The sequence below is a fragment of the Tellurirhabdus rosea genome, assembly GCF_026278345.1.
Taxonomy (GTDB): Bacteria; Bacteroidota; Bacteroidia; order Cytophagales; family Spirosomataceae; genus Tellurirhabdus; species Tellurirhabdus rosea.
Genome location: NZ_CP111085.1, coordinates 301,383 through 320,695, shown reverse-complemented (window position 1 = coordinate 320,695; position 19,313 = coordinate 301,383). Strand labels below are relative to the sequence as shown.

Below are 19,313 nucleotides of genomic sequence, written 5' to 3'. Positions count from 1 at the left end.
AGACACATTGCAATGCTACAATTAATAACTTGTAATGCCTCCTTCTTACAAATAATTTGATCGTTAAAACCTGCCTAGATGAATTTCAGCTCAATAAAGATTTCTAAGGCTAGTACCATTATAGAGTAATTTACCCTGCCAACATGAAACATGAGATTAGTAGGATAATATTTTGTAAAATATGAAAAGTAGAGAAGCAAAACTTAAAGACGCTATTCTAGGAAGGTTGAAAGATAATTCCTTATTCAAAAGAAATTTAGAATCAACCGTATTTCGTCTTACAACTTTTTTGAATAATCCATATTCCGATGTTGTTAAAGGGTATCAAGACATGTGGGTCATTTTAGATGATATTGGGAATGATGCCTATATAAAAGTTGTGAACGAAAACATAGAAGACCCGTCGCTTCCAAGCGGTCAGTATTCAGATAATCGAGAATATGAGATAACATCTCGTGGAGTATCTTTCTTAACTAATGGAGGATATAAGAGGAAGTATATATTAGATAGACGAAACAAGTGGAAAGATATTGTATTAGGATTATTTTTAGTTTCTAATGGCATTGCCACGCTTATAATTGCCTTATCTGGTTTATTTTTTTCACGCGAGTCAACTGTAATTGCTAAAGCAGCTTTAGCTATTCAAGATTCTTCATTTCAATTGCAAAAAAAAGGTGAACCAACAAAAGTAGTAATTATCCCTCAGCAGTCGCAAGATTCTTCACGCATGGGATCAAGCAAAAGAGATTCGACAAGTGATACAACTAAGATTGAACGCAATAGGAATTTTTTCAGAAAGAAACTTAAAGAAAAACCTCCAAAATTTTTGTGAAAACCTATGAAGTTCATGGGGATTTATATTTTATAATAACAATTGTTGTAAATATAGTTGTAGCTGTATCTCCGTGTTGTAAAAAAAGTAATGATGTAAATATGGAGAGTGCAAAATATTAATAAATTAGAATATGCTTCAATTCACCAAATTACATCGTTCCAATAAATTTTACTCAAAGATACACTTGCTGCTTTTGCTATTTCCTCTTTTTGGTACTTTTTTAAAGAATAATTAGAAATAATATTATTTGTATTACTTGGATCCGCAATCTGCTTATTCATGAAATCACGCTCGAGGTATTCAAATATAGTTTTTAGATTATTAGCCAGTTGATTTGTTTTTCTATTGTATAAAGCATCAATTACAACAAGTTCTAAATAGATTGAGGGAAATTTGAGGAAATTTATTTTACTCCATATTTTTAATGCCCGAATCTCGTTAATTCTTCCGCAGCTTTTTATTCTGTTTATATGCTCATCAATATTAGTTTGAAGCCAAGTGTCACTGTAATTATTATAAAGACTATGATAGTTTTTATAACCTTGTTGTATTTTTCCAGGAACGATATCAACCTTTAATGAACCAACTTTTGTTTGAATTGCAACGGTATGCCTTTCGGTTGAATACCCTTTGCTTTTAAGCATAGCTTCTAACGAAGCATATAGGTCTTTCAGTGTGGTACTTGTAGAAGATTTTAAAGAGACAAAAATATCAATATCTGCATTTCCGCTTACGACTAGATCTTTAGCAGATGAGCCCGATAGTTTTAATTGATTGAGATTGTCACCTGCCCAGAATTTAAGTAAAAACGTCAAGCTGTATAATCTTGAATCGTTTAGCGAAATGGGTGTTACATAATGACTTCTGATGACGCTTTGAAGGTATTCATCATTGTTCATCCAAAGGTTCTTATTCTTTAACATTTTTATTGAAATAACGTTTTGTTGTAGTTCTTGAATTTCCATTCATTTGGTATAAAGTTAACCTTTTGGTCTAGCTCTAGTATAAAGTTAAAGAATGTTCTGTTGATTTGCCTTATACCAAATTTGTCACGCATCATGTTTCTTACATCAGAATCGTTTCTAGGAAAAATTGCATACCATGACTGCCCATTTACTCCCTGATTTAAGTTATAAAGTATAGAAGAAATATCAAAATCAAGTAAGCTATACCCAATGAATATTACGCACTTCTCATGGAAATTTGACATGAACTTTTCAAGCATTAATCTCCTTGTTTGCATTATTTCATAATAATCGAATTGTGTTATAACGTATCCTCCTTCTGATACTTTTGAATGTGGATGATTAATTGAACCATGCGGTTTATATAGTGGAGTTTTATTAGGGTTAATACTAGTTGAGTTATTGAATACTGGTAATATTTTATGCGCCATGCCTGTGGCAGCGTAGCCTAGCTCGATAAGATTATCATAGTTTGTAGTAAATATTGAACTAGGTTTTAAAAAGGGAATCATTCCATGCTGCCAAAGAGGTTTAGTTATAGCAAATTTGTTAGATAGATAACGCTCAAGAAGAATGCGACTGGATTTAATTTCCGCCAACGTAGATACATGTTCCAACGACATAAGGGCTAGGTTAGAATAATCAAAGTCCTTTCTTTCAGATTCACTCAATATAAATCTCGACCAAATTTGGTTTCGAAGTTCATATGCGCCCGGCATGGGTTCTCCACTTTCATTTATGGCACCAACTGATGCTCCAGCACCAAAAAAAAGGATTATATCATCTTTCAAATCATTCCAGTTATGTAGGAGATTGTCAAAATTTTCATCAGGGGGCTCATCTTTTTTTTGATAGGGAGCAACATTAATCGGCCTTCTTTCTAAATCATTTGGCATAAATGTATAATTATTTATATGAAATTTACAAACAAATAGATAGAGCTACTGCTTTTGTATTAAGCTAAATTAGCTTAATAATATACATTTTAAAGTAACAAAACTTTAGTACTCTCTTCTCCAAACTGGCTAATTACCCGTACTGCAATTTTCTTACCTTGTTTTAAAGGAATTGGATGCGATGTATGACCGTAAAGCCGGTCCCAAGCGTCATCGTCCAGTTCGATTTTTAGCGTCTTCTCAGCCTTTTTTTTCGTGCCTTGCTTGGTCAGGTCGTTAAGGCCCTTGTTGAACTTGTCAAACTCGTTTTTATTCCCTCCACAGAAAAATACTTGCTTCACGATGAAGTTGCTGCCGTCGTAGTCGTCATCTACCATCCAGTAAGCTATGTCGGCAATGTTGCGGGGCTTTACCTCGTCTTTCATCGGGTCGTAAATGTCCAGACCGCAGATTTCGACGGTTACCTCGTTACCTTGCCGGTGGAGGTTAATGTCGGGTTCACCAATGGTTACGAATGAGGCGGCTGTTTTAACTTTTTTAGTTAAACCTTCCTGCAATAAATCGTCGTGCATACGGACCTTCGTTACCTCGAATGTGCCTACGCTAGTAGTGACGTTCTGATTGCTGATGTCGGATTCGAACGAAAAGCCAAGAATGATAAGCCAATCGGCATCGCCAGCAGCGCGGCATTCTTTTACAGAATCGTTTACAGCCTGCTTGCTAACCGTTCCGAACTTAGGACCGATGTGGATGTATGCTTTGCGTTCTTTGCCTTCAGCGTCGTTATAAAAGCCTTCGGCGTGAAGCAATGCACTTCCTCTACGTTCTACCCGCTTGAAGACTGCATTCTCGTTACGGATGCCGTTTTTAATACCTGCCGACTTGAGGTGTTCGAAGATTCGTTGCTCGAATGCCGTAGTGTCTTCTATCTCTTGCGGGGTGATGCTGCCGCTGTCTAACTCCTGCGGTGATGCTGGTTCGAAGTTCTGTAAGGTTTCAACGGTAAACGGCCCTGCAACGCGAAGCTTCTTATTGTCCGGTTGTGGTTGGTCATACAGCGTTTCTTCATCAGCGGGGTCGTCGTTGGCAATATTCTTTAGTGTAATGTGCGAAACTTTCTTATAAATAAAGCCTTGCCTTATATCCTTGTTCTCCGTATCGTGAAGTCGATAGAAGGGATAAGTTGCGGTCATTAATCGAGTTTTAGCAATGTTTAATGCTATTCGACTGGTATCTATTGTTATCCACCTCCGGCCCCATTTCTCCGCTACATGTGCTGTAGTGCCACTACCGCAAGTTGGGTCTAAAACTAAATCACCTGGGTCTGTAGTCATTAATAAACAACGTTGTATTACCTCAGTACTAGTTTGCACTACATATAAGGGGTCAGATGCTCCACCTAGTCCACTCCACAAATTTGAGAATGCTCTATATGGAAAGTCATCAAAATAACTGATAAACCTTATACTATTCTCCGTTGCAGAGATACGGTTCGCTTTAATTACATTTTGAATCCCCTCTTTTGTGGTTCCCCACCACCTTTTACCTGATGTGTATATTCGGCCGTTATACTCAACGTCGAATTTAGAGCCAGGACCAGGTTTCGTCATAAGAACCGTCATAAAGGGCCTAGAGCCTTGTGGAAGAGGAATAAGACCTGATTTTTCATCTTGGGTCATTCCCCTTCTGTTACCGTTTTTTTCCTCTAGCATAACGTAGCCAGAAGAAACGGCATCGCCTTTCGCTTCGTATAAAGGTCTATACTTTATGTTATCAATGTCTTTACAATACCAGATGATATAGTCTAATACACTTCCAACTCGATTCGCCGCTCTAAGCCCTCCCGCAGCCTTTTGAAAGCTAATCATGCTTACGAAATTTTCACTACCGAACACCTCGTCCATGATACTTCTCACTAGATGTACATTATCATCTGAAATCTGAAGAAAGCATGATCCTGAATTACTAAGCAATTCTTTGGCAACTAAAAGCCGATCACGAAGATAACTGAGGTACGAATGAATCCCTTTTTCCCATGTATCCCTAAAAGCCTTAATCATTTCCGGTTCACCCGTCAGATGTTCGTCGGAGCCGTCTTTTACGTCGCGGTTATTCAGCTTTAATTGCCAGTTCGAGCCGTATTTAATGCCATAGGGAGGGTCGAAGTAAATGGTCTGTACTTTCCCCGCCATGCCTTCCCGTTCCAGTAATGAGGCCATCACCAGTAAGCTATCCCCCTGAATGAGCCGGTTTTTCCAGTTGTCCGAATATTGATAGTAGTCGGCTACCTTGTCGAGTTCATCCATTTGCAGGGTGTTACCAAACATCGAGAATAGGTCAAGCTGCGGGTTAGGTTGTTCCTTTAACTTGTACAAGTTCTGGATGAGTAGTTCAGGGCTGATGTGTTCGTGCCGGTAGAGGCTGCGAATGTCCACTTTCAGGAGTTCGTCACGGTCGTCGTTGCCGTACTTGTCCAGCCAATATAATTCAGGGTCTTGCCCGCGATGGGTAACCGGATTTTTCACGTAAGAGGCTTCTGTTTTGCTGGTAGGTTCCATGCCCGCTTCTTCCTTGCTGGGAATGTGGGCGCGTTTGTCCTGCGAATACTTAATGGATTCAATCATGGCGGAATAGGCTTACAGACTATTGATTAGGTCGGTGAGTTGATTCTTGATGGTGCGGATGTCGTTAGCGATTTCGATGAAATGCCACTCGTCCATGTCGTAATGTTCCCGAACGGCATTGACCGCAGGTAACCAGCGGTTTTCGACGTACCACTTCTTTTCGGCTTTTTCTTTGTTCATGCCGGTTACTTCCAGAATGAGGTTTATCGTATTTCCAGCCCCTGTACGGCATCGAATGATGAAGTCGGGTAAATACTGCCGGTCTCGTCCGTCAGCGGCTACATAAGGGATTTGAAAGCCAAGAAACGAGTTCTTGACGTAGCTAATAACCTGCGGCAGGTCGTCCAGCGTTTTGGCCGCAATGCCTTCCCAACCGGAATCCATCACCACTGAATTGACGTGACTTTTAATCGTGTCGTATACGTCCTTGCTGGTATTGCCGTTGACGTAAACCGTACTGCCGAACTTATTGTAGTGGTTGAAAATGGGCATGATTTTCTCCCGACCGCTTTGCTGGGAAAGGATACCCAGGTTAATATGGTCTACGATGGGTTTCATGCCGCCGTGGTCGAAACTGCCGTACATCACCAGTCGCTTGAGGGTAGGGTCTGTTTCCCCTACAAGTTGTAGCTTCGTCTCGTACCATTCATGAACGACTTTCCTGAGCTTGTTGAACTTCTGGAACTGCCGGTTACCGTCGATGTCGGCATAGTGGTAGCGGATGAGTTCTTTGGTCAGGTTATAAATGACCGTATTGTCCCGCAGGTTATCGCGAAAGTCCTTCAGTTCCAACGCTTCTTCCTTGTCCTGAAAGGCATTGCTCAGAACCGTTCTGACCGGAAAACGGGTAAAATCAAGCTGGTAGTTACCAAGACCAGTAAAGTCCGCTTTAATGTCGCCTTCTTCAACCTCCACCCGGTAACCAATGACGTTGGGAAAAGAAATCTCGTAGGCTATTTGCCGCTGAGGAATAGCCCGAATGTGCTTGTTCTCGGTCGGTTCTGGCAGGGTCGTCGTCGTGCCGCCTTTGAACATCTTGAAGGGAACACCGATGATGTGGGCGTACTCCGGGGGAAACTTCCAGATGAGGTTCTCTTCCTTGTAACGGAATACATCTTTGGTAGCAATAGGCTGACCGGATTCTCGGTTGTAAGCTTGCAGGATATAGGATTTACGCCGTAAGGCCCGTCCCGCTACCTGTTCGCAAAGAAGCTGAGACCCAAACGCCCGCAGACCCATGATGTGAGTGACCGTATTGGCATCCCATCCTTCTGTAAGCATGGATACTGATACTACGCAACGGATGTGAGAACCTAAAGCCCCTTTACGGCCTACGCTATTGACCACCTCCCGCAGGATGTCACCGTCTGTAATATTCTCAACTGACTTGTCTGGGTGCAGGATGCGGTATTCTCTCTTAAACTTCTGGATTTCAGTGGCAAAAACCTTCTTAAAATCCTCGTTGACCTGATTGCTGTTCTCTAAGGCGTCTGAGTCAATGAGAAGCGTAGGAGGCTTCTGGTACGGCTGTCGGGTTTGCGGGTTATAGTTGCTGAAGATGTCGTATTTGCCTGGAATTACTACCGCATTGCCTTCCTCGTCTACCGTTTCGTATCCGGCGATGTACTTATAAACTTCTTTTGAGACACCTGTATTGTTACAAACCGCGATGAAAACCGGTGGCTCACTGAAGAGATTAGCGCTACCTTCACCCATCGTGCGGAGGCCGTGGTCGTATTCGAGGTAGTGGTCTACAAACTGGTCCAATGCTGCAACCACCAGTGGAGGCAGATTGGGCTTTTCGTCGGTTTGCACCTTCCCGTTGCTTTTGGCGTCCTTCCGTTGGCGGGTTTGTCCTTTCTTGGGTAGTAAGTCCCGAACGTGTTCGTAGAGGTTACGCAGAACCGGCATGGTCAACTCCTGGGTGCTGTCCCGTTCCGGCAGGTAAGGAATCTTTACCAGCCCGCTTTCAATGGCTTCGATAAGGCCAAAATCAGAGGCTACCCAGGGAAACAATGAATAAGCGGGATAGCCGGAGCCGTTAAGGTAGTAGGGTGTTGCTGACAGGTCGTAGACGTGGCGTAGCTGATAACGCTGAGCAATTTCCCGCAGACCGGTAAACCAGACTGCAGCGCGGGCGTTTTCCTCTTCCGTATCGCCGTCTTCTGACTTAATACCCTTCATCTTGGGCAGGTAACAGTGGTGAGCCTCATCATTCAGCACCAGCAACCTACTACCAGTTTTGAACTTGCTGAGGATACGCTTGAAAACCTGATTGAAGTTCTCTTTGGCTTCCTGTTTCTTACCGTCCGCCCCAATCTTACCATCCATCGGACTACGCTTGTTCCCCTGCAAGGTACGAGGCTCGAACTGGTGGTAGTTGACAATGGTCATGCGGGCATTTAGTCCCTCCAAATGGGGTTCGTATTTGGCAGGAACCAAACCACGAAGCCGGTAGTAGTCGTTGATGGCGTTGTGGTTCTGCGTAATGGTATCGACATATAACACCCCTAGCCGGTCACGAATGGTGATGCCAGGAGCCACTAACAGGAAGTTGTCGGCAAATCGGTTATCGTTACGGTATTCCTGCCGATTGAAAAAGTGGTAAAGAATCAGCGTCGCCATCACAACGGTCTTCCCCGTACCGGTCGCCATTTTGAAGGCAAGTCGGGGTAACTGGTTTTCAGCCTGTTCCGATACGGTTTGCTGAGCTTCCCGTAGCCGGGCTAGGATGTTTGTACCAGCGTTCGAACGGTCGGCTACCTCGTTCAGCCAGATGGCGGTTTCAACGGCTTCCCGCTGAGCGAAGAACAGCCGTTTAGTGACAATCCGTTCGGGGTTATAGAACCAGAAGTCCAGTAATTCCTTCGTTACACGGGTTGTGTTCGGATAGCCATCGGCCCGCCACTTGCCGACTTCCCGACGAACGAGGTTGACGAGGTGTTCGCCGTACTGCGGTTCGAAGTCGTTTACGGAAAAGATGGACTTTTGTGAACCTTGCTTTTGAGGGATCACTTGAATATCGGGAGTGAAGATGCGCCGCCCGGTGCGGATGTCTTCATAGTTAAGATTGCCCTGTGCGTCGGTGGCATAGTGCAACACGGGTTCTTCGTAGGGGTTGTTAAGTATAGGGTTAGCGTCCTGAGCCATGGCGGGTACTGTTTGAGGGGCATAATCTACAAAGATTCAGCTATTTCAGCCATGACTAATTTTTTTATCGGCATACGTTTTTGTAATCCTCTGTAAGTCAGGGGCGACTTAAGGGTAGGAGTGCGGAAATCGAAAAAAAAGAAAAATAGGGTGATTTTGGGGTCGAGGACGCCCGCATGGATTCGGTCTGAGAGGGACCCAAAAAAAGCCGTACAGAATGCACGGCTTGAATTTTAGCACATTTATTTAACTTTTACGCAAATGTGGAGCTATTATCTCGTTAATCTTTACCCTTAAATTAGGCTCGGTTAAATAAGCAAGAAGTAAGGCCGTAATGTTACAAGCCTCGTCATTGGGGTTCGTTCCGTAGAGAGCTGGTTCATAGTTTAGCGCTATCTCTACCAGTTCTGCGGCCATATCAACATTCTTTGGTTTAGTGTTATAAAGGCCAGTAGGTCCACAGGTTGTTTTTCTTCTTGAGAACATACCTTTAAATGTAACGTGCTCATCTAACAGAGAGATCAACTTTTCATGTTCTAACTGGCGCTTTATAATAGCTTCTGACAAAAACATTGACCCAAAAGGGAGACCCACTCGGTCATAATCTTCCCATTTCATATCTTTAATTAATTTTTAGTGTAAGAAAATATTTTCGAATCCAGGCTATTAAGCCTTTAGGTTTGGGACTTGGCAGTATATTAAAAAGTCTGCTAAGTCTAAACTATCTTGCTTTTGCTGAGTAGTTGCAACATGTTCCAGAATATTGCTCACCTGGAAAGACGCGAGTTCTTGCAGCGCTTTGGCTTGATGCTGCCATTTTTCATAGGCTTTTAAATCAGGAAATAGATAGACACTTCGGCTTTTAAGGGAAAGACACCTTTCATGTGTTAGAAAACCCAGACCACCGCAGGCTAACCAGACATATTGGGGGAAGTAAACCGAAGCAATTAAGGCGGTTTTTTCACTTTCTACGACTGCAACCGGAGCTTGGGGGTGGGAGGACAGTAGATGCTCACCAAATAGGCATTGCTTGTATCTCGCGCCTGCTGGCTCGTTCTTGTGTACCCAAGTTATATGGTTGAAGGGATGTTTCACTCGCTTACCAGTATCGGCATTATACTGCATGACTTTGCCAGTGCGGACACGCCCAGTTGTGTCTACTTGCCAGAACACTACTGAACCAGGCCATACCTCCGATGTGCCGACATAATACCGACTGAATAATTCGGCCACTTTTTGTTCAGTAAATATGGTCTTCAGGAACCGAGCTAAATTATTCTGTCCGTAGTCCTTCATGCTATCCTCTACCAATTTAGGGGAAAGGAAAGAGATGATTTCAGGACTTGGTTCCAGGGGAGTTATGGAGCCAGCAAAATGCTTGTACTCATCTGGATTTAGCGAATAAAAGTCACGTGGACTTAGATGATAGCCACAATTGTTTTCGCGGCTACACCGGCCAACAAGGGGCGAAACGTGCTGCCCGCTCTGCGTATCAATGTACCGGCTGAATCGCTCAGGCTTGCCACATTGCGGGCATTCATATCGGGACGACCGACCGGAATAGGGCTCTAAAATATATCGGTGTATTGCCATTTCGTAACGGTTTATCTAACAGATGATTACCTTTTGTGTTGAGGCTGGCAAACTGGCAAGGCCCTATATAGGCGGTTGCCAGTTTGCCATGGTGCATTGCGTTCTTTATTTGGAAGCAATCGGCTCAAGTTTATAGTACATATGCCGGTCTTGGCGGTACTTCAACAGGCTTGCTTTGAATCCATCCGGACAAATGATGAGCGGCTGTTTCTCTACCTCGGATAGTCGGTCCCGTACGGTCCTATCGCTCGCCGAAAAGCGGTCCATCAGTTCCTTGATGATGGCTGAGTGGCTCAGCGGCCCCTCTGCCAGTAAGCATCCCAGTTCCTGACGGATTTCGTCGGTTCCCGCCTTTTGTTTGCGATTGTCCAGGTGTTGTGCCACGTCGTCGTCTTGGGCCAACACTAATCCCTTTTCGGTATCATCGTATTTGAGGTATATCTGGGCTGGTTTCTTGCCGTGTCGAAGCTTGAGAAACTTGAGCCGGATGAGGTCGTTGTTCTCGTTTTCGTAGCCGATCTGGATGACTGTGCTGGCCTTATTAATAGCTTCTGTCCCGACATGGCCTCGTGCTTTCTCTGAGCCAGGATTTTCGTGGATTACCAGCAGGAACGTAGAGTTAAACTCTTCGCAGAGTCTACCGGCAAAGTCGAACAGTTCCATGGCTTCTTTGTCATCGTTGAAACTGCCCACACAGTCGGTGACCACATCCAGCACCACAAACAGGTGGTCCGTAGTAGAACGTCGTAGCTCCTGAATAAATAGCCGTATTGCTAGCAGTCGCTGACTACGGGGATTATCTTTAATGCTGGTGAAGCGGAAGTTATCCGGTGTCTCTCCCAGGCTATACCCTGCCTTAAGCTTGATGTTTTGAATGGCCTTGGGTAATTCTTCGGTATTGTTCCTTTCGGTGTCGATATAGCAGACCGTAATTGGCTCGTCAGTTCCTCGCTCAAAGTCGAGGTTGCGGGCCGGAATCGGGTTAGTAGACAGCAGCAGTGCGGATAAGGTTTCGGCTATCCTCGACTTGTGTGAGCCATGGCGTCCCTGCACCACATTGAGAGTGCCTCGTCCCACAATGCCCACTCCTTGTCGGCTGATTAGAGAGGGGGAAAAAACCACTTCGGCACAGGCCCGCTCTTTCAGTCTGGCCTCTTTTTCTTTCAAGCGTCTAAGGACTTCTCCATCATCGCTGACTGGCTGTTTAGGCCGATGTACAAAGTGCCGTACGGGTTCAGGACTGACGTGAAGGGGCTGCAAGGGCAGTTCCACCACATGGGTATATAAGTCGGTGGCTGGAATGGGGCCAGATTCTCTTAGCCCCTCAATAGTTGCTCTTAAACGGGCCGTATCGGTAATAATTCCTGAAGCGCTTTGGTCGCTCAGGTGGACATTTGTTTTCATACCTTAACTGGTTTGCGTGAGTTAAATTTTAGCTTCAGTAGCGTCTTCTACGGTAACTATAGTCCCGGCAATCATCCAGGCATAAAGGGCTGATTTGCTGAACAAGAGCCGGTTTCCGCGCTTGGCAAAAGGGATGGATCGATTTTGCACATCCTTGTAAAGGGTAGCCACTGAGCGATTGGTGTAGGCGGAAGCCTCCTCAATAGTGAGTAATTCATCTTGAGGGGTAGTGGAAGACTCTCGAAGGTGCGTTACTTCTCTTTTTAGCTCTTCGACCATAGAGACTAAGTAGGCCATATACTTAGGCATCTGTTCAAAAGTGATTGATTGTGCCATAGGCGATATAAGTTTTGGTTTATATGAAGTTATCATCATTATTGGTAAAAGTCAATATCTGTTGGTAAATAAAATAATTTTTGTGTTTTGAATAATGTTTGAATTTAAGTTATAAGGGTAGAAAAAATAAAAAAGAGCCACTCGTTTGATGGCTCTTGTGGAAATGTGGAAATGTGGAAATGTGCAATTGTGTAAATGTGGAAGGCGGTCAAAGTAAGTTTCTGATTGCCTCGTCCACCATCTCGTTAGCGAATGATTCCAGGTAGACGGCCGTCACGGATTCGGATTTATGGCCCATTGCCTGACTAATGACAGCGGTGGATACTCCGCTTTGGCGAAGGTTGGTGGCAAACGAATGGCGGGCGACATAAGTGGTGATAGGGATAGTAATTCCCAGGCGCTCACCAATAGTTTTGAGGTCTTTGTTTACTTGCCCGCTCATCTTGTGGAGGCGGTTGGCCGTTTGGTTGTCGGTCTTGTGGCGCTTGTGGTCCAAAATAGGAAAGATATAGCTAGCGGGACCGTCAAAGGTCAAGGGCTTGAATTGCTCAATAATTGCCGCTGCCGGTTTCAGCAAAGCAAACGAAAACTTACCACCCGTTTTTTGCCGTTTATAAGTCAGGCGTAAACCGCCTTGGGCGTCATAAGAAAGATTCTCCCATCGAAGCTGGGCTAAATCAACAAAATTGATACCCCCAGCATAGAACGAAAACAGGAAGACGGCTTTCACCAGCCGCAGGCGCTCGATCTCGGCTTCATTCTTAATGCGGGCAATAGCTCTGGCATTTCGTTTACCTTTAAACTCCTCAGCGGTATGAACCCCAACTGGCTCATAAGCTTCAATTAACCGTATTTCTTCCCGGCTGATGGCTCTTTTCTGAGTGGTGGTGTCAAACTTGCCGATGCTGAATTTATGCTTCTCAGCGGTATTTCTGGCAAAAGGGTAGTGTTCAGACTTGACAATTCCTTCCGCGATAGCTCGGTTGAAGACAGCCCTTAAGGTACGGTAGCGATTGCTGAGGGTATTGTCGATGTTACCGCGCTGCCGAAGGAAAGTCTCTAACTGGTTACAGAAGCGGACATTGGCCTCGGCAAAAGTAATGTCAGAGGAACCCTCAAACTCGACAGTGAGAAAATCGGCTATCTGATTACGAAGGTCCCGGTACACGATGCTGTTGCCACGTCGGCCGCTTTTAACCATCGCTTCGACCAGTTCATCCATATAGGCCAGCAGTTTAATGCTACGGACTTTCTGACGGCTTTCAGCGGCTTTCGAGGCCACAGCAGCGGCGTCATGGGATTCGTCCAGAGCGGCTAAATCTTTGGCGGCTTTGGTATATTTTTCCTCGAGCTTCTTTAAGGCGTTAATCAAGTTCTCCCGGTGGGGTTCAGGATAGCTTCGCCGTATTTCGTTTTTTTCGGGGTTCCAGTATTTGGGGTGAAGGCTTAAGCCGGTGCTAATGTGCTGGCGGGTTTTGTCTTTGTGAATGCGAACAACGAAGGGATGCGACCCGTCAGCTAGGGTCTTGGAAGTGAAGTAAACAATCTTTACGCGGGCAGTGCCTTCTTTGTGTGAAGTTGTGCGGCTCATAAGTGGTTTGCAGGTCGGTTTGCACTATGGTTTGCATAAAGATAATTAAAAGATGAAAACTGATACCAGGGTATACAAACAAAAATGCTCAAAATGGCGATTTTTGGCTGTTTTTGCCAGTGCTTATAAGTTAAGGTAACATCCAATGGTATGCCTTCTAAGCAGACGGTCTTTGGTTCGAATCCAAACGGGATCGCGCCCGCCGCTTTACGACGTCGTAGAGCGGCTTTTTTATGGCCCGGTTTCCGGAATTATCCGGCTGGGAGCCGGACACCGAATTTCCCCGAGGTTTTAACTAAAGTTTAACCGCTTTTCGGCATGGTTGGACCGATTCTATGGGTTTACTTTGTGAGTAATTCCCGGCGGTGATTTCCCTTTAGTGATTATTGCTCACCCGATCTGGAGCCGTTTGCGGAATCAAGCTTTTCCCTTTTTCCGTAACGGGTAGTAATGTCATGCAAGATTCCAACCATAGCACCCCCCAGTTCTCTTCCAGCGACCTTCTGCAAAGTATCCTGAACACCTCCCTCAGCGGAATAACCGTATTCAGAAGCGTCCGGGATGAACAGGGGCAGATTGAGGACTTCGAATTTGTGCTGGTCAACCCCGTGGCCGAGCAACTGATGAACCGCTGCGGCCTGGTAGGGCAGAAACTCCGGGAAGTTCTTGGTCCGGCATGGACCCGCTACCTGCCCGATTACTTCCGGCAGGTCATCGAAACGGGGCAGCCCGTGCAGGTAGAACACCACCGCACGCTTCCCGGCCGCACAGAACCTGACTGGTTTAAAGTCTCCATTACTCCTCTGGGCGACGGCGTTACGGTCACCTACGACCTGATTACGGATTTGAAAAGGGCGGCCGGCCGCATTGAAAAGCAGGCCAGCCTGTTTGAACATACGCTCAACGGCGCGTCTCAGGGAGTGATTTCCTTCCGAACGATTCGAAACGAAGCCGGGCAGGTGTACGACTTTCAGGCTGTGCTTATCAACGAGGCGGGCCTCCGGTACGTGCCGTTTTCGAAGGAAACGATTCTTTCGCAGACCTGGCGGACCTGCCTGAGCGGCACCGACGATACGGCCGCGCAGCACGACCTGCTCGAACAGCTGCTGGCCGTTGCTGCTACCAACGAAGGCTTTTCCCGGGAAGGCTACTCGGACCTTCTTGATCGCTGGTTCGACTTTTCGGCCACTCTCTCCGAAGACGGGGTGATCGTGACCTTTACCGATATTGACGAACGGAAAAAGTCGCAGCTGGCCCTTCAGCAGGCTTCCAAGCGGCTGGACGAGCAGTCCCGGGAGTACAACGACGTGTTGAACAGTTCGGCCAACGGCATTCTCCGCTACCGCATTCTGCGCGACGCCACCGGGCGGCCGGTCGATTTTCAGGCCATTTACGTTAACGAAACGGCGGTGCGGGAGTCCGGCTTCTCCCGCGAAACCCTGCTGACACTGCCTTACAGCCAGATTCCCCGCGGACAGGAACGCCTGAATCTGCTCTCCTGGCTTTGCGCCGTTGCGGAAGAAGGGCAGAATGCATCCTGCCTCCTGGACGCCAGCGACCAGCGCCGCTACTACGAAGTAACCGCTACCCTGCACGGAACGGATGGCATGACGCTGACCTACAGTGATATAACGGACCTGCAGAGTCTGAAATTGAAACAGGAACAGGAAGCTGCCCGCCTGCGGGCGGTCCTGAACACGACGCAAACGGGGTTGTTTATCCTGACGCCTCTCCTGGACGAGATCGGCCAGATCACCGATTTTCGTTTTACGGATGTAAACAATACGGTCGGGGCGCTGGTCGGCCTGGAGCCGGAAGCGCTGCAGGGGAGCGTCGCCAGTCAGTTTTTCGGGGCTTACCTACAGAATGGGCTGTTTGACCGCTACCGCGATATTTACCAGCGCAAAGCGTCCGAGCGGTTCGAATTTCTCTACACGGGCGACGGGCTGAACGTCTGGTTCGACATCTCGGCCAAGCGGTTTGGCGAGGAGCTGCTGGTGAACTTTGTGGACATTACCGAAAGCAAAAATCTGCTTCTGAGTCAGGAACGAACCGTATCGCTGCTGCATACCGTCGTGGACAACATTCACTCCGGCATTGCCCTGCTGGAGCCCCTACGCGACGAGGCGGGCGAAGTAACGGACCTCAAGTTTCTGCTCGTCAACGACATCAATGCGGCCGTATCGGGCTATACGCCGGAAGAATTCCGGCAGGGCACCCAGCTGACGCTCTTTCCCGAATCGCGCCAAAGCGGCCTTTTTGACTGGATGGCCGAAGTGACCCGGACGGGACAATCCATCCGCCGCACGGTTCCGTACGGGCACGACAACATCAACGGCTGGTTTGACCTTTCCATCGTTCCGGCGGGCGACCTTGTGCTGTTTTCCTTTCTGGATGTCTCACAGACCAAGCAGGAGGAGGTGGCGCACCGCCGCACGGCCAATCTGTTGCAGACCATTCTTGACGTTGCCCCGGTGAATATTCTGGTGCTCGAAGCCATTCGCGAAAACCCGGAAGGGTCCGGCGATACCGGAAAAATCATTGATTTCAGGCATAAACTGGTCAACAGCCAGGCGTGCGAGTGGCTGGGCAACTCCTGCGAAAATTTCTACCGGATGACCGTCCGGGAAATCGAACCGGCCTTCCGGAACCCGGCTTTTCTGAATCGGTACGCGAGGGTTGTCGAGACCGGGGAACCGCTGACGCTGGAACTGGAACGAAACGGGGGATGGACGGCCGTTCAGATTGTGAAATTCGACGATGGGCTGATCGTGGCCGCGGTCGATATGACCGAAAACCACCAGTACCGGCAGACGCTCGAAAACAAAAACCGTGACCTCGAACGCTCGAACGAAAACCTGCGCCAGTTTGCCTACGTCGCTTCGCATGACCTGCAGGAACCGCTTCGCAAGATTCAGTCGTTCGGCGATATTCTCAATTCAAGGTACGCCCAGCAACTGGGCGGCCCGGCCCAGGACCTGATCGGCCGGATGCAGGCGGCTTCGCGGCGGATGTCGTCGCTGATCCACGACCTGCTGATGTTCAGCCGGGTATCTAACGAAGGGCTGAGCCCGACCCCGGTCATGCTGTCCACGGTCATCGACGGCATCGTTCAGGACCTCGACATTCTGCTGGGCGAAAGCGGCGGTCGGGTGCAGTCGGATACGCTGCCCGTTCTGCTGGGCGACGGCATGCAGCTGCAGCAGTTATTTCAGAACCTGATTACCAATTCCCTGAAGTTTCGCCGCCCCGACGTGCCGCCGCTGGTCCGCATCCGGGCCGAAAAAGTCAACGGCAGGAACCTCCCGACCGAAGTGGGCCTGGATGCCAGAAAGCCGTATTACCGGCTGGATGTCGAGGATAACGGAATCGGCTTTGACGAACGGTACCTCGACCGGATTTTCCAGATCTTTCAGCGTCTGCACGGCAAAACCAGTTATTCCGGAACCGGCATCGGGCTGGCCATCTGCAAAAAGGTTGTGGAGAATCACCACGGTTACATTACCGCCAGCAGCGAACCCGGCCGGGGAACTACCTTTTCCATCTACCTGCCCGCCTGATCGACGGCTTCGAGTTCGGGGACCGGGCGGTTCACGGACCGCCGCCGGGCCTGCTCACGCGCTTTCTGCCGGTTGGTGGCATCGCGGTCAATCCAGCCGAAGACCAGCAGACCGAAGAACGGAAACACCGCCGCCAGAATCAGTCCGGCGTGGGCATACAGCCAGCCAGCCGCCGGAAACCAGGTCTGTATTTTGGAAAGAAAAGAAAAACGCAGAGGAATATGCCGGACGCCGTAAAAGACGGTACACAGAACGCAGAGGACTACAAACGCAAGGCGGAGGGCCCGGGCAAAAAAACGCAGGTAATTCATTGGTGAGTACAAGTAAGTGGCGGATAATCAGGGAATCAACGCCCGTTTGCTCCCGCCGGAAGGAAAGGAGTTTCCCTTCAGCCGGGCGGCTGCCACAACCTGAGCAATAAATGTACCGGTTTTCATGCATTGCCCTGCGCACAAAAATCGAATATTTTGCCCGTTCACCCCGGGAGGCCGACCTGCCGGAGGTAGCGCCGGACCTCGTTTTCGTTGAACGGCAGGGGCAGATTCAGGCACCAGTTGGCCGCCACTATGCTGCGGTCGTCGCACAGGTGCAGCGCCAGCCGGCTGTCGGTAATCGTGGTCTGGCCGGGGAAGAAACCGTCTACGGGAGAGAGGTTCACAAACTCAAAGTCTTGGTCCGGGTCCTGCCCGAAAGCAAGCCTGAAAACCGCATAACACTCGTCACGGGTGAGGGTATCAATGGTACGCATTAAGTGGAAAATGTTGCTTTTTTGGATAGCTTTGTCGCCTGATTGTCTGTCCCGGCAGTCAGGAAAACGCGCAGGATGCATCCTGCAAAAATTACACCCGGTCTTTGCCGGAGCGGAAAATGCCCAAAACCGCTGTTGGTCTGGATCGCTTCCGTTTAGACGGAGGCGGGTCACATACCCGGAAGTCGCAACCCTTACACAAGCTCTCCCTGATGGAAACCCGCCCGCTCACCGCCCCGGCTTTTACGACGTACCAGAAATTTCTGATTGGTGTTCTGGCGCTGCTGCAGTTTACGGTCGTACTCGATTTCATGGTGCTTTCTCCGCTGGGAGACCTGTTGATGAAGACGCTGGACATGGGCCCGACGGGCTTCGGACTGGTCGTTTCGGCCTATGCCTTCAGCGCCGGTGGGGGCGGAATCCTGGCGGCGGGCTTTGCCGACCGCTACGACCGGAAGAAGCTGCTGCTCTTTTTCTACGCCGGCTTTATCGTGGGAACGCTTTTCTGTGGCCTCGCCGATAGTTTCTGGATGCTGCTGTCGGCCCGGATCGTGACGGGCCTGTTTGGCGGGGTGATCGGGTCTGTTTCGATGGCCATCATCACCGACCTGTTCGCCCTGAACCAGCGGGGACGCGTGATGGGGGCCGTTCAGATGGGTTTTGCGGCCAGTTCCGTGCTGGGTATTCCCATCAGCCTGTACCTGGCGACGCTCTGGGGCTGGCATGCCGCCTTTCTGATGATCGTGCTGCTGGCCTCGGTCATTTTTGTGGCCGTTCTGGTCAAAATGGCCCCGGTTACGGCCCACCTGGAGCTTCAGTCGGACAACAACGCCTTCCGGCATCTGTGGCACACTCTCACGGTCAAAAGCTACCAGACGGGCTATCTGGCTATCGCCTTTCTGTCCATCGGCGGATTTATGCTGATGCCGTTTACCAGTGCTTTTCTGATCAACAACGTGGGGCTGAAACAGGAAGAACTGCCGCTGGTGTACATGTTTACCGGGATTTCCTCGATTCTGGTAATGCCGTTGATCGGTCGGCTCAGCGATCGGTACAGCAAATTTCTGATTTTCACGGTCGGCTCGGTGCTGGCCATCCTGTCGTCCCTTGTTTACACCAACATCCCGCCGGTGCCGCTCTGGATCGTGGTCGCCGTCAACATCGTGATGCTCACCGGCGTAACCAGCCGCATGATCCCGGCGGCCACCCTCAACACCAGCGTCCCCGACCTTCGTGACCGCGGTGCCTATATGAGCATCACGTCCTCCCTGCAGCAGATGGCCGGAGGCGTCGCCGCCATCGCGGGCGGCCTGATCGTCACGCAGCCGGACCGGAACCGCCCCATCGAGCATTTCGACACGCTGGGCTACGTGGTCTCCCTCGTCTTTGTCCTCTGCATCTTTTTTGTGTACCGGGTCGATAAACTGGTGGTGCAGAAGAATGCCGTGAACCAGCCGGCAGAACCGATTCATTAACGCGGCGCACCCAGACCGTTCCATCACCAATAACCTCCGTTCGGGCCAACTTCCCCGTCGCATCTCGTTGTGACCTTTCAGGGCGGCCCGGTTGACACAATCCGGTCCTGTCGCAGGCTATCACAACGAACAGGTT

The 19,313-nt window shown here is 48.5% G+C and carries 14 protein-coding genes and 1 pseudogene; 3 read left to right on the top strand and 12 right to left on the bottom strand.

Going from position 1 to position 19,313, the window contains the following annotated elements; all coding sequences use genetic code 11:
• The first annotated feature begins 181 nt into the window (after window positions 1-181).
• Complete coding sequence (locus ORG26_RS01325; protein WP_266366647.1) at window positions 182-832, top strand: hypothetical protein; 651 nt, start codon at window positions 182-184, stop codon at window positions 830-832.
• 143 nt (window positions 833-975) lie between these two features.
• On the opposite strand, the gene ORG26_RS01320 is transcribed toward ORG26_RS01325, so the two are convergent.
• The 10 genes and pseudogenes from ORG26_RS01320 to ORG26_RS01280 all read right to left on the bottom strand — a co-directional run bounded on the left by ORG26_RS01320 (window position 976) and on the right by ORG26_RS01280 (window position 13,394).
• Window positions 976-1,800, bottom strand: coding sequence for a hypothetical protein (locus ORG26_RS01320; protein WP_266366645.1), 825 nt, complete (start codon window positions 1,798-1,800; stop codon window positions 976-978).
• Window positions 1,761-2,696: an SIR2 family NAD-dependent protein deacylase gene (locus ORG26_RS01315; protein WP_266366643.1), complete on the bottom strand. Its 936-nt coding sequence runs from the start codon at window positions 2,694-2,696 to the stop codon at window positions 1,761-1,763. The genes ORG26_RS01320 and ORG26_RS01315 overlap by 40 nt, the downstream gene beginning before the upstream one ends.
• An 89-nt stretch (window positions 2,697-2,785) precedes the next feature.
• Window positions 2,786-5,320: a site-specific DNA-methyltransferase gene (locus ORG26_RS01310; RefSeq protein ID WP_266366641.1), complete on the bottom strand. Its 2,535-nt coding sequence runs from the start codon at window positions 5,318-5,320 to the stop codon at window positions 2,786-2,788.
• Window positions 5,321-5,332: 12 nt separating this feature from the next.
• Window positions 5,333-8,470 carry a BPTD_3080 family restriction endonuclease gene (locus ORG26_RS01305; protein ID WP_266366639.1) on the bottom strand — a complete coding sequence of 1,046 codons (3,138 nt, stop codon included), beginning with the start codon at window positions 8,468-8,470 and terminating at the stop codon, window positions 5,333-5,335.
• Window positions 8,471-8,716: 246 nt separating this feature from the next.
• Entirely contained in the window at window positions 8,717-9,088 is a 372-nt protein-coding gene (locus ORG26_RS01300; RefSeq protein ID WP_266366637.1) for a hypothetical protein, read from the bottom strand.
• 48 nt (window positions 9,089-9,136) lie between these two features.
• Window positions 9,137-9,766, bottom strand: coding sequence for a DUF6371 domain-containing protein (locus tag ORG26_RS01295; protein ID WP_266366635.1), 630 nt, complete (start codon window positions 9,764-9,766; stop codon window positions 9,137-9,139).
• A 114-nt stretch (window positions 9,767-9,880) separates the two neighbouring features.
• Window positions 9,881-10,063, bottom strand: a pseudogene (locus ORG26_RS23620) (PG0870-related protein); the annotation flags it as partial.
• Window positions 10,064-10,168: 105 nt separating this feature from the next.
• A complete protein-coding gene (locus ORG26_RS01290; RefSeq protein ID WP_266366633.1) occupies window positions 10,169-11,467 on the bottom strand; it encodes an AAA family ATPase in 1,299 nt (432 codons plus the stop codon).
• A 21-nt stretch (window positions 11,468-11,488) separates the two neighbouring features.
• On the bottom strand, window positions 11,489-11,803 hold the full coding sequence (locus ORG26_RS01285; RefSeq protein ID WP_266366631.1) for a helix-turn-helix domain-containing protein: 315 nt from the start codon (window positions 11,801-11,803) through the stop codon (window positions 11,489-11,491).
• 208 nt (window positions 11,804-12,011) lie between these two features.
• Window positions 12,012-13,394: a site-specific integrase gene (locus tag ORG26_RS01280; protein ID WP_266366629.1), complete on the bottom strand. Its 1,383-nt coding sequence runs from the start codon at window positions 13,392-13,394 to the stop codon at window positions 12,012-12,014.
• A 455-nt stretch (window positions 13,395-13,849) separates the two neighbouring features.
• Between ORG26_RS01280 and ORG26_RS01275 the strand changes: the two genes are divergently transcribed.
• The gene (locus tag ORG26_RS01275) at window positions 13,850-16,954 is read left to right on the top strand and encodes an ATP-binding protein (RefSeq protein WP_266366627.1); all 3,105 of its coding nucleotides are present in this window, start codon (window positions 13,850-13,852) and stop codon (window positions 16,952-16,954) included.
• Here ORG26_RS01275 and ORG26_RS01270 read toward each other — a convergent pair.
• Window positions 16,939-17,265: a hypothetical protein gene (locus ORG26_RS01270; RefSeq protein WP_266366625.1), complete on the bottom strand. Its 327-nt coding sequence runs from the start codon at window positions 17,263-17,265 to the stop codon at window positions 16,939-16,941. The two genes, ORG26_RS01275 and ORG26_RS01270, sit on opposite strands and share 16 nt — an antisense overlap.
• A gap of 164 nt (window positions 17,266-17,429) precedes the next feature.
• Window positions 17,430-17,702 (bottom strand): hypothetical protein, encoded by a 273-nt coding sequence (locus ORG26_RS01265; RefSeq protein WP_266366623.1) that lies wholly within the window; start codon window positions 17,700-17,702, stop codon window positions 17,430-17,432.
• A gap of 212 nt (window positions 17,703-17,914) precedes the next feature.
• Here ORG26_RS01265 and ORG26_RS01260 point away from each other — a divergent pair, with 212 nt between their 5' ends.
• Window positions 17,915-19,177, top strand: coding sequence for an MFS transporter (locus ORG26_RS01260; protein ID WP_266366621.1), 1,263 nt, complete (start codon window positions 17,915-17,917; stop codon window positions 19,175-19,177).
• Window positions 19,178-19,313: the final 136 nt, after the last annotated feature.

Bases quoted from the DNA above. Each gene is read 5' to 3' on its own strand.
- ORG26_RS01325 (WP_266366647.1), top strand. From the start codon at position 182: ATGAAAAGTAGAGAAGCAAAACTTAAAGACGCTATTCTAGGAAGGTTG.
- ORG26_RS01320 (WP_266366645.1), bottom strand. From the start codon at position 1,800: ATGGAAATTCAAGAACTACAACAAAACGTTATTTCAATAAAAATGTTA.
- ORG26_RS01315 (WP_266366643.1), bottom strand. From the start codon at position 2,696: ATGCCAAATGATTTAGAAAGAAGGCCGATTAATGTTGCTCCCTATCAA.
- ORG26_RS01310 (WP_266366641.1), bottom strand. From the start codon at position 5,320: ATGATTGAATCCATTAAGTATTCGCAGGACAAACGCGCCCACATTCCC.
- ORG26_RS01305 (WP_266366639.1), bottom strand. From the start codon at position 8,470: ATGGCTCAGGACGCTAACCCTATACTTAACAACCCCTACGAAGAACCC.
- ORG26_RS01300 (WP_266366637.1), bottom strand. From the start codon at position 9,088: ATGAAATGGGAAGATTATGACCGAGTGGGTCTCCCTTTTGGGTCAATG.
- ORG26_RS01295 (WP_266366635.1), bottom strand. From the start codon at position 9,766: ATGAAGGACTACGGACAGAATAATTTAGCTCGGTTCCTGAAGACCATA.
- ORG26_RS01290 (WP_266366633.1), bottom strand. From the start codon at position 11,467: ATGAAAACAAATGTCCACCTGAGCGACCAAAGCGCTTCAGGAATTATT.
- ORG26_RS01285 (WP_266366631.1), bottom strand. From the start codon at position 11,803: ATGGCACAATCAATCACTTTTGAACAGATGCCTAAGTATATGGCCTAC.
- ORG26_RS01280 (WP_266366629.1), bottom strand. From the start codon at position 13,394: ATGAGCCGCACAACTTCACACAAAGAAGGCACTGCCCGCGTAAAGATT.
- ORG26_RS01275 (WP_266366627.1), top strand. From the start codon at position 13,850: ATGCAAGATTCCAACCATAGCACCCCCCAGTTCTCTTCCAGCGACCTT.
- ORG26_RS01270 (WP_266366625.1), bottom strand. From the start codon at position 17,265: ATGAATTACCTGCGTTTTTTTGCCCGGGCCCTCCGCCTTGCGTTTGTA.
- ORG26_RS01265 (WP_266366623.1), bottom strand. From the start codon at position 17,702: ATGCGTACCATTGATACCCTCACCCGTGACGAGTGTTATGCGGTTTTC.
- ORG26_RS01260 (WP_266366621.1), top strand. From the start codon at position 17,915: ATGGAAACCCGCCCGCTCACCGCCCCGGCTTTTACGACGTACCAGAAA.